This window comes from Piscibacillus sp. B03, assembly GCF_052246295.1.
Lineage (GTDB): Bacteria > Bacillota > Bacilli > Bacillales > Alkalibacillaceae > Piscibacillus.
This window is the reverse complement of the sequence record NZ_JBQQCO010000042.1, coordinates 1-8750: the sequence shown is the minus strand read 5'-3', so window position 1 is coordinate 8750 and position 8750 is coordinate 1. Positions and strand designations below refer to the sequence as shown.

Sequence of the window (8750 nt, the reverse complement as noted above, 5' to 3'; positions counted from 1 at the left end):
CTATTGACTATATCAGGAGGTGTTAGTATGTCATATATGAAGGAATTAATACAAAATGAATTAAAACATGATCCTCTTTACAGATATTTAGAGCAAGAAGGAATATTATTCGAGTTTTTAGATGATGATGAGTTTTTCAACAAATTATCTGAATCACATTCATATTCAACTGGTGAAGTGACAAAAATAATAGGGGAGCAACATAAACCCTGGGAAGTACGAAATTATTTAAATCGGTATCAAATTGATGAATATGTAAAGGTTCAAACTATTGGTAATCGTAAAGTTGTTGACTATTTGGGTGTTGCTAAACTTAAAATGATTTTTTTAGCTAAACAATTATTAAATAGAGGACCTATGACAATCGCTGAAATCATTGGTCATGTAGCTTCGTCATCTCTGCATGGTTCCAATTATAGTGTTAAAGAAGATTATCAAAAAGAACAATCGGGACAAGATGAGTTATACAAAATGTTTCAGCAAATGATCTTCCTTACGAATTTAAAGCAACAGAAGGATAACGCCAGTCACAGACGTGACCTTTTAAATAATCAAATAAAACAACTTTCGTATGAACTCGAGAGAAATGAACGATTGTGGGAAAAAGAACGGACTCACTTGGAAGAGCAAAAAACGTTATATTCTAAGTTAGATGTGGTTTATGATGAGTTAAAACGACATCAGAAAGCAAGTGTTTCTTCCATGAGTGACTTTAAAGATGCGCTGGGCTTTAAGGGTCTATTTAAAAAAACTAAGAAAGAAGCAGAAGTACTTTATAATGAGCATCTGGAACGTGTGAAAGATGAAGATTATGATTTTGCTAATGAAGAGATAAAACGTATTAATCAATCTCATGAGCAATTAGAAGAAGAGGAAAAGAATATAAGAAGAAAAATACAAGAAGAAGTAGAAAAATTAAAAGAGGAAGTAAACGAAGTAACTTTAGAGTTACAACAAATAGAGCAACGAATTCTTTCAATAGAAGAAAATGTTGATGATAAAACCTTAAAAAATATGAAACTATTAAGTGGCAATCAAAAAAGTGATCCTATTTAAGGATCACTTTTTGATTAGATTAATTTGTCCCATTTACTTTTCTTTTGTTCTCCTTGTGTGTCTTTTTCGGATGATGAACCGCTTAATACATCACTTAATGATTGCCCTTGAGGCTTATCATAGTCTTGATTGTCGAATGTAAGACTATCTAAGACACTGCTCATATCACTTTGTGCTTGTTGTTCTTGACGTTCATCATAAATCTTTTTTAATTCAACCAACTCTTCTACACGCTTAGGGAAATCTAGACCTGCGAACATAGCATAGAAGTCAATGCGATCGCTAGATTTATCAACGAACTCAGATAAAGGTTTTTGTTGTGCGAACGGTGCATACTTCTCTAATAGATTTTGCAATGTGTTATCAAACACCATATTGAATGTTCGATTAGCTGTGGACGGGTTCGTTACTACATTAATAGCTGCATGCTTTGTTTTATTAAAGTTATAGCCGTTTGAGAGAATACCATCATTAATACTGTTTTCGATTTTCGGAACGTAACTTGCTTTATTATCTACGTCTAAATCGCTAGCATTAAAGCGTACTTTTGATAATGATAGAATGCCAGGTGTTTTTAACATACGTTCGAATTCTGATGCATCAAAGAAGTTACCACCTTGATGTTCAAATGAATTTGTAATGACATTGACTCCATGCAATGTGTTAGCTACAAAGTTGTTACTGAACTCAAGATATTCTGGAGCTTGTGCATTAGGATTTTCCTCTAGGTATTCTGTAAATAGTTTTTGATTATCAACGATGATAGTAGCGCCTAGCATTCTTGCTTGAATAGCTTTGTTAATAATCTGTACGCGTTCTAGAGCATTACTAATAGGTAATACACCTTCATTATTAGTGGGCAATGTAATAATCAATCCGATGTTACCACCGAAACCAATTTCATCTAACGTTTTTAGTGTTTCGATAATCGTACCAGTACCAGTTCCGCCACCTAGACCTGCTACGACCCAAATGAAGTCACGATCATTAAGGTAGTCTTTCATTGCTTTTTGGATCTTGTCTTTGTTATCTATAAAAGCTCGCTCACCTACACGAGCATCACGACCTGCCCCTTTTTCATAACCTGTTAATGTGATTTGATGAATGTTGCTATTTGAAGTATTAACTTTAGAGAAATCTTTTGGGTTCGTATTAATTAATAAGGCGTTATATGGATAATGAAGGTTTTGAATATTCGTTTTGATACCAGCACATGCAGCGGCGATGGAACCACCACCCATACCTAATCCAACAAAACCAAACTTCAAACTAATATCGACATCACTACGATTTGATAATGCTTGCATATCACGATTAATCTCAAATAGTTTTTCCACTTTATAAAACACTCCCTAATATAGTTATTGATTGTCAGGATCTATGTAACGAATAAATTGTTTTCCTATATTCGTTAACTCGACCATTCGTTTTCTCCCATCTTCTTTAACAGTAACCAATCCTGCCCCTTCTAAACGAGACACCAAAGCGTTTTGGTAAGTTAATGAAGCAATAAGCTTAGTACCGTGTTTCTTTTTATACACGTCATTAGCTTTTTCCGCGAGCTGCGTTTTGGATAGTGGCTGTTCTTCATCACTTAGAACTAAAAGTAAAACAACTGCTTTTCCAATACCGTCCAGTATAGTATCGAAAATTTCTGAGACGGAAGGAGAAGATGAATGATTGTTCATATTCAAATCACCCTTTCAAAGTAATCTAATTTATTAATCTATTAAGCTATGATATTAATTGTAAATTAATATCTTTAATAATTCAATAAAAATAATTTTAATAAAGATATTATCTATATATAATTATTAAATTAATATCTTTAATAAAATTATAATCAGTCAAAAATGCATTATACAGCTACTTTGTTTCAATTAACGATTGTTGAGTTTACAGGAGGGGAACAAGAAAGTTTAGAACTATAAGGAACCTAAGGTGAGAGAACCATGAATGTGTTAATCTGAAATCTGTTTTTAAAGTGAGGGAATTAGAACAATGCTTTTTTTTCATTTAATAACAATTAAACTGAAGTTGCTAATTTGAAACAGAAGAGGATAGACGATTGTTACTGTTTAGAACCGAAAATGAGAGTAGATGTTTCATTTTAGAGAGTTGTTTTTCTAGATCGAAATAAACCTGCAAGTTTTATTTTTCCCATCAGCCTAATTTCTAAGAGTGATAGGTGCGAAAACGACTCGTCTCATAATTTGTAACGGGGTGTTACTTGAAGGTGCTTTATAAGGGGTGTTACTTGGGTGAATTATATAGGGGTGTTACTTAGGGGGTGTTACCTACTGTAATAGGTCTATGTTATTTGGTTTACCCTTGTTTATATTGTATTTATTTGGTATTTTAACCAATATAAAATCACGCTAACCACCGTGACTAAATTAATTTACATATCACTTATAATTCCACATTATTTACCTACACATATCTAGTATGTAAAATGACTTATATTAATAGTAAATAGAGAAGGGTGTCGATTGTATGGAATTAAAGGAAATTAAACGTAAAGAAAAAGGAAATGTTAAAACCAAATATAAAGTTATTGATGGACGTACGAATGAAGAAAAAGGGATTGAATTATCTCGAGAAGAGTTGCACATATTATACTTTCTAGCCAAACATCGTATTGCTACATTAGAACAACTGTATCGTTTTTTTAAGTTGCATCAAGCCAAACCTAAGTATAGTTTTTATAATCGTATTCGAAAATTTGTTGACCATAAGTTGTTGCGTACAGTTGATTATGTACAGATTACACCTTGGAGCACAAAAAAGATTGCCTATATGGGGAAACGAGGACTGGATATATTGTTATTAACTGAGTTTATAACTCAGTCTGAGTACACAAGATATGTTAATTATCGCAAACCTTCATTGACATCGGTGATGGGTAAAAGTATCTCTGATCACTCAGTATTAACTAGCGAAGTGTCAAGTCGTCTTATGCCTTTCACTTACGGATATAGTTCTGGTGGGGGATATGGTAAAGCGTTTGATTTCTCACTACTGTTGGAGGGAAATGAATTAATTGTTTCACCTGATTTTATTCACGAGTTAGCTGACAACAGGTTTATTTATATTGAGGTTGATACAGGTAGTGAGAGGATGCCACGTTTCCGCGAAAAGTGGGAACGTTACAAGCGTTTAGGTGAGTTAAAACCGGAATGTCAACACATTGTTGTGTTTGTCGTGGTTGATGATAGTTTGCCAACAAATTCTATCTTTCCTTCACAACGAAAAAGAAGACTCCGAACCATCCAACAATCTTTTGTGGATTATGATTTACCGGACAACGTAAAGGTATGGGCTCTACCATTACGCTCTATTGTTGAAGAACGTAGTGTATTACGTTTATTTGATGATTTAGGGGATGAACCTATTGAATATGTCGAAGCCCTCTTAACAGATATTGAGACACAAATAGAACATTCATCTTATGAGATTAGTGAAGCGGAATGGCGAGATGATATTGCGATTACTACGTTTAAAAATAAAGAAACGGGTTTTTCGAGAGAGTTAGCTTTTATACCGTTGATTGAAGGAGATGCGCATTCGTTTGGTCGAATATCCCGCTTCTTAGAATCAAATCACCAATCTATCGATTTATTTGTCGCTGTATTTGCTAATGAGCGTTCAATGTATGATGGCGTTTTACCAACGGAAGTAATATCCCAGGGGAGTGATACACGAGAATATTTATACCGTCAATTAATGTCTACTTATCCTGATCAAGCTATTAACGCTCATGGCTCATTCCCTTTATTCTATCGTGAAGTGGGTTTACATGGAGATAAAGAAGTGATTGATTTTGCCAGTGTCTTAGCGAGAGGGCGAGTCACCACCGAAGATGTGTAGTGTTTATTGCCTTTTTGAACTTGATTTTGTATAATAATGGCGACAACATATTAATCTATTAGAATAGGAGCGCCCTATACAATGAAGAGACATGTCGTGTGTCTCTTGTTGTGTGGGGTGTTTTTAATTGTGGGGGGATTAATTGAAAGACAGCAAGTTCCGCTACTATGTAGCATTAATCATTTTTGACTTAATTCTATTAGTCACATTAATTATGAGTTTTATTTACGTTCATAAGAATTGAATATCATACGAAAGAAGGTGAAGTTTTGAAAATCTTTCAAAACGTTTATAGAAAGTTGCCGCTTATCCTATCTCTTTCTTTTTTCTTGTTTACAATCTATTGGTTTGTGGCTACATTAGTTAATGCAGGCAACTTGCTTTATGCGAGTTATTCGCAGTCCGTTGTTCATATTCCTTTTCTACTAGAGCCTATGACGATTTCGTTTTGGTTATATGCTTTAGCGAATGGGGTTATTTTATTTGGATTTTTATTATCAACACGTGTTAAGTTATTCGAGCATTTAACGCTACGGCGAAGTTATTTCTTATTGACGTGGTTAGGTCTAGCTACGTCATTCTTGTGGTTGTCGTTCAAAATGTTTATTGTCAACGTTCTTCCGTTTATACAAGAACTATTAACGTATGTTGATGTAGAGGGAAGTGCCTTTATGGAAGCTGTTATGCCTGAGACGAATACAGCCTTCCTCATGATGATGATTTTTCCTTTGTCGGCAACCTTTATTCTCACGATGATTGGGATCAATACCTATCAATCCTATCGTGATGATTTGGATTTATCGTTTAAAGATTTCAAATGGACGGGTCGATTTCTTGAAAAGTTTGAGAGCATTGAAAAGACTAATAATCTTCCAGATGTTAAACTTGGACGAAACTTAGATACCAAAGAGTATGTCGTTCAACCTGGAAAAGACAGAACATTAAATAATATAATCATAGGTTCAATCGGTTCTGGTAAGACCGCTACTTTGGCTCTACCTTTGATTAATCAAGATCTGCATCACATTACTAGATTTATTAATGATTATCCTAAGATTAGTCAACGTGAAGACTATGACACTGAAGACGTTAAAGGCAGTTACTTGAATGGCATCAGTATTATTGAGCCGTCTAATGATCTATGTCAGAAAGCTTATAAACTAGTTAAAGCACATGGCATCCCTGATGAATCCATCACGTATATTAACCCACTTGATCCGAATACACCTAATTTCAATCCCATGAAGGGGCCAGTTGAAACAGTAGCTGAAGCGATGGCCCAAGTTATCGAAGGGTTGAATGAAGCGGGTGACGGAGCTAACTTCTTTTTTGAGCAAAGTCAGAGGTCCCATTTAAAAGAGTACGTCTACTTATTAAAGATGCACGATGAAGAAAAAGAAGTAACGTTTGATATGTTGCTAGATATGTATAACAACCCTCAAGTTGTTCGTTATATGCACGAGCAACTGAAGAAACGAATCCCAGATGATATAGATTCGATTGAAGATCGTGATGAATATAACAAGTGGAAAATTATTCAACAGGTGGATGAGTGGTTTGATATGAATCTATTACCTGTTCGTGAACGTGGGGAAGCGGTTACGATCAAGGAAGGTAAGTATCGAGGACAGATAAAATATTACGATGCCAAAGCAGAGTTTGTTCAAGGTTTACGGAATATCCTTAATGATATTGGAGCGAACCCTCTCATTCGACGAGTGTTATTTGGGAAGAGTGAATTTGATATGGATGCCTTCTTAGAGAAGGGTGGCATATTATTATGTAATACGGCTAAAGGGGAAATGCAAAATCTTTCGAACGTCCTTGGGAAAATCGTTTTGTTATCGTTGCAAAACGCAGTGTTCAGACGTAAACCTGATATAAGTCCTTATCATCATATATTAGTCGATGAAGCGCCCGATTATCTGTATCAACCATTTAGAGAATTCCCATCTCAAAGTCGTAAGTATAAATGTATTATTACAGTTATCTGTCAGACCATTGCCCAAATGGCAGACCGTTATGGCGAGCATTATCTAACGACGTTGATTGGGACTTTGCGTCACCGTATGGTTTACGGGGATGTACCAGCTTTTGATGCTGAGTATTTTAGTAAGATGTTTGGTGAAGAATTTCGTTACGAAGAGCAAAGTGGTGAGCAAGTGGTATCGCCGCTTCAGGATAATCCGATGGTGCGTCAACATAACAGTTATCAACGTGTTGAAGAAGAACGGATGAGTTCAACAGATATTATGTTCCAAGATGCGTTTGAATGTGCGGTAAAGGTTGTTCAACATAATCGCCCTCTACCTGTTCAACGAATTGCGGCTAACTTTGTGCCGTACGATGAGTTTGAAAAGAGTAAGATTAGAGTTAAAAAAGAAGCGGCTAAGATGTGGTTAGAGGCTCGCCGTTCATATGCTGAGCATGACCAATTCACATCTGTTGAAAATAGTGAGCAAGCACTAGAAGACGTCATAGAACAAGTCGAGGAGGACAAACAACAGAAGTTAGAACAGTCAACTAAACAGGAGATTGTCAACGAGTATGAGCTCCCAACGGTAGACTATGACGACTTCCCGAAGTCAGACGTACAGTATCATCAACGTCCTCAAGCACCTCTGTCATTATCATATCGTCGTTCTGAAGAGAACAATCGTTTAAAAGATGAACACGATCATGTGATTGACCAACGTGCATTTGACACTTCGGCTAGAGAAACAGGAACAGGTGTTGATGATAAGCACCTATCTCAACCAAATGAGTCAGAACAGCAACTTCACCATGAAGAAGATATGGAGGGACAATCGTCATCAACCACGTCGAATGATCATAACTTCAAAGTAAGTGAACCTCCTAACGACGATACAACAGATGCATTGCTTCGATCACTCATGACCGAACGTGACTCATAAATAGACTATATAAAACTAAATATTGCTTTTTAAAAAACATTTCGATATAATACGATTAATCAATAAAAAACTCAATCACTATTGTCGCAAGAGCGCCTTGTGCAATGAAGATACACCTTAAGTGTGTCTTCTTGTACAGGGCGTTTTTTGTTGGAAAAAAACAAAGGGAGGATGTATTGTTATGGCACTTGAACCATTAACAAGAGAAGAAATTGAAACGTTAAGTATTAAAAGTCGTAATCGTGAACTTGTCAAAGGGGTTGTACGTACCGTTAGTCGTATGACTATTCCTGTTCAACAAAAGGACGGCACGACACGTAGCGAAGAAACAGAAGTAGCCATTTTTCATTTAGAGGGTGGTATCACAGGTTATTGCCCGAGAGATTATTTTAGAGAACATGATTTTGCAACGTTAAATGGATTTGTTGGTACACAACATGATGTGGTAATCCATCAATTGAATCTGGAGAATCAAATTGCGATTGTATCGGTTATTGAAGCGGATAAACAAAAAGCGAATAACTTTTTGAACGAAATTCGTACCTTAGACGAGCAAGGACGTTTACAAGAAAAAGTCTATGAAGGTGTTGTCCAAAACCTTAATATCCGCACGCAAACCGTTCATCTACGTGTTGAAGGTCAAGATTGCTTCTTAAAAGAAGGTGAGTGGAGTTGGAATCGTCGTAACGAACTACCAGTCGAAGTTGATCGAGGGATGACGGTTCCAGTTGTCGTGAAACGATTTAGTCAACAAGAGGATGGCAGTGTTCTTGTTGAAGTGAGTCGTCGATTAACGATGGAAGACCCATTTGAACGCTTACAAAGTATGCGTCAATCAGACCTTGTGATGGGTAAGGTGTCACGCGTTGATCCTATTCACGGTATATTCGTTGCCGTTGAGGGTGTGGA

General features: G+C 36.1%; 6 protein-coding genes. 4 read left to right on the top strand and 2 right to left on the bottom strand.

Going from position 1 to position 8750, the window contains the following annotated elements; translation table 11 throughout:
- Nucleotides 1–27: 27 nt before the first annotated feature.
- A complete protein-coding gene (locus ACTWQB_RS16335; protein ID WP_443140228.1) occupies nt 28–1056 on the top strand; it encodes a hypothetical protein in 1029 nt (342 codons plus the stop codon).
- A gap of 14 nt (nt 1057–1070) precedes the next feature.
- On the opposite strand, the gene ACTWQB_RS16330 is transcribed toward ACTWQB_RS16335, so the two are convergent.
- Complete coding sequence (locus tag ACTWQB_RS16330; RefSeq protein ID WP_443140227.1) at nt 1071–2393, bottom strand: plasmid replication protein; 1323 nt, start codon at nt 2391–2393, stop codon at nt 1071–1073.
- Between the two features lie 24 nt (nt 2394–2417).
- Nucleotides 2418–2744 (bottom strand): hypothetical protein, encoded by a 327-nt coding sequence (locus tag ACTWQB_RS16325; protein ID WP_443140226.1) that lies wholly within the window; start codon nt 2742–2744, stop codon nt 2418–2420.
- Between the two features lie 808 nt (nt 2745–3552).
- On the opposite strand from ACTWQB_RS16325, the gene ACTWQB_RS16320 reads away from it, so the two are divergent.
- The 3 genes from ACTWQB_RS16320 to ACTWQB_RS16310 all read left to right on the top strand — a co-directional run.
- Nucleotides 3553–4926: a replication-relaxation family protein gene (locus tag ACTWQB_RS16320; protein WP_443140225.1), complete on the top strand. Its 1374-nt coding sequence runs from the start codon at nt 3553–3555 to the stop codon at nt 4924–4926.
- A 269-nt stretch (nt 4927–5195) separates the two neighbouring features.
- Entirely contained in the window at nt 5196–7841 is a 2646-nt protein-coding gene (locus tag ACTWQB_RS16315; RefSeq protein ID WP_443140224.1) for a type IV secretory system conjugative DNA transfer family protein, read from the top strand.
- A gap of 181 nt (nt 7842–8022) precedes the next feature.
- A partial coding sequence (locus ACTWQB_RS16310; protein WP_443140223.1) for a hypothetical protein occupies nt 8023–8750 on the top strand: 728 nt, incomplete at its 3' end.

Coding starts and splice junctions, on each gene's coding strand:
- ACTWQB_RS16325 (WP_443140226.1), bottom strand. CDS start 2,744: ATGAACAATCATTCATCTTCTCCTTCCGTCTCAGAAATTTTCGATACT.
- ACTWQB_RS16320 (WP_443140225.1), top strand. CDS start 3,553: ATGGAATTAAAGGAAATTAAACGTAAAGAAAAAGGAAATGTTAAAACC.
- ACTWQB_RS16335 (WP_443140228.1), top strand. CDS start 28: ATGTCATATATGAAGGAATTAATACAAAATGAATTAAAACATGATCCT.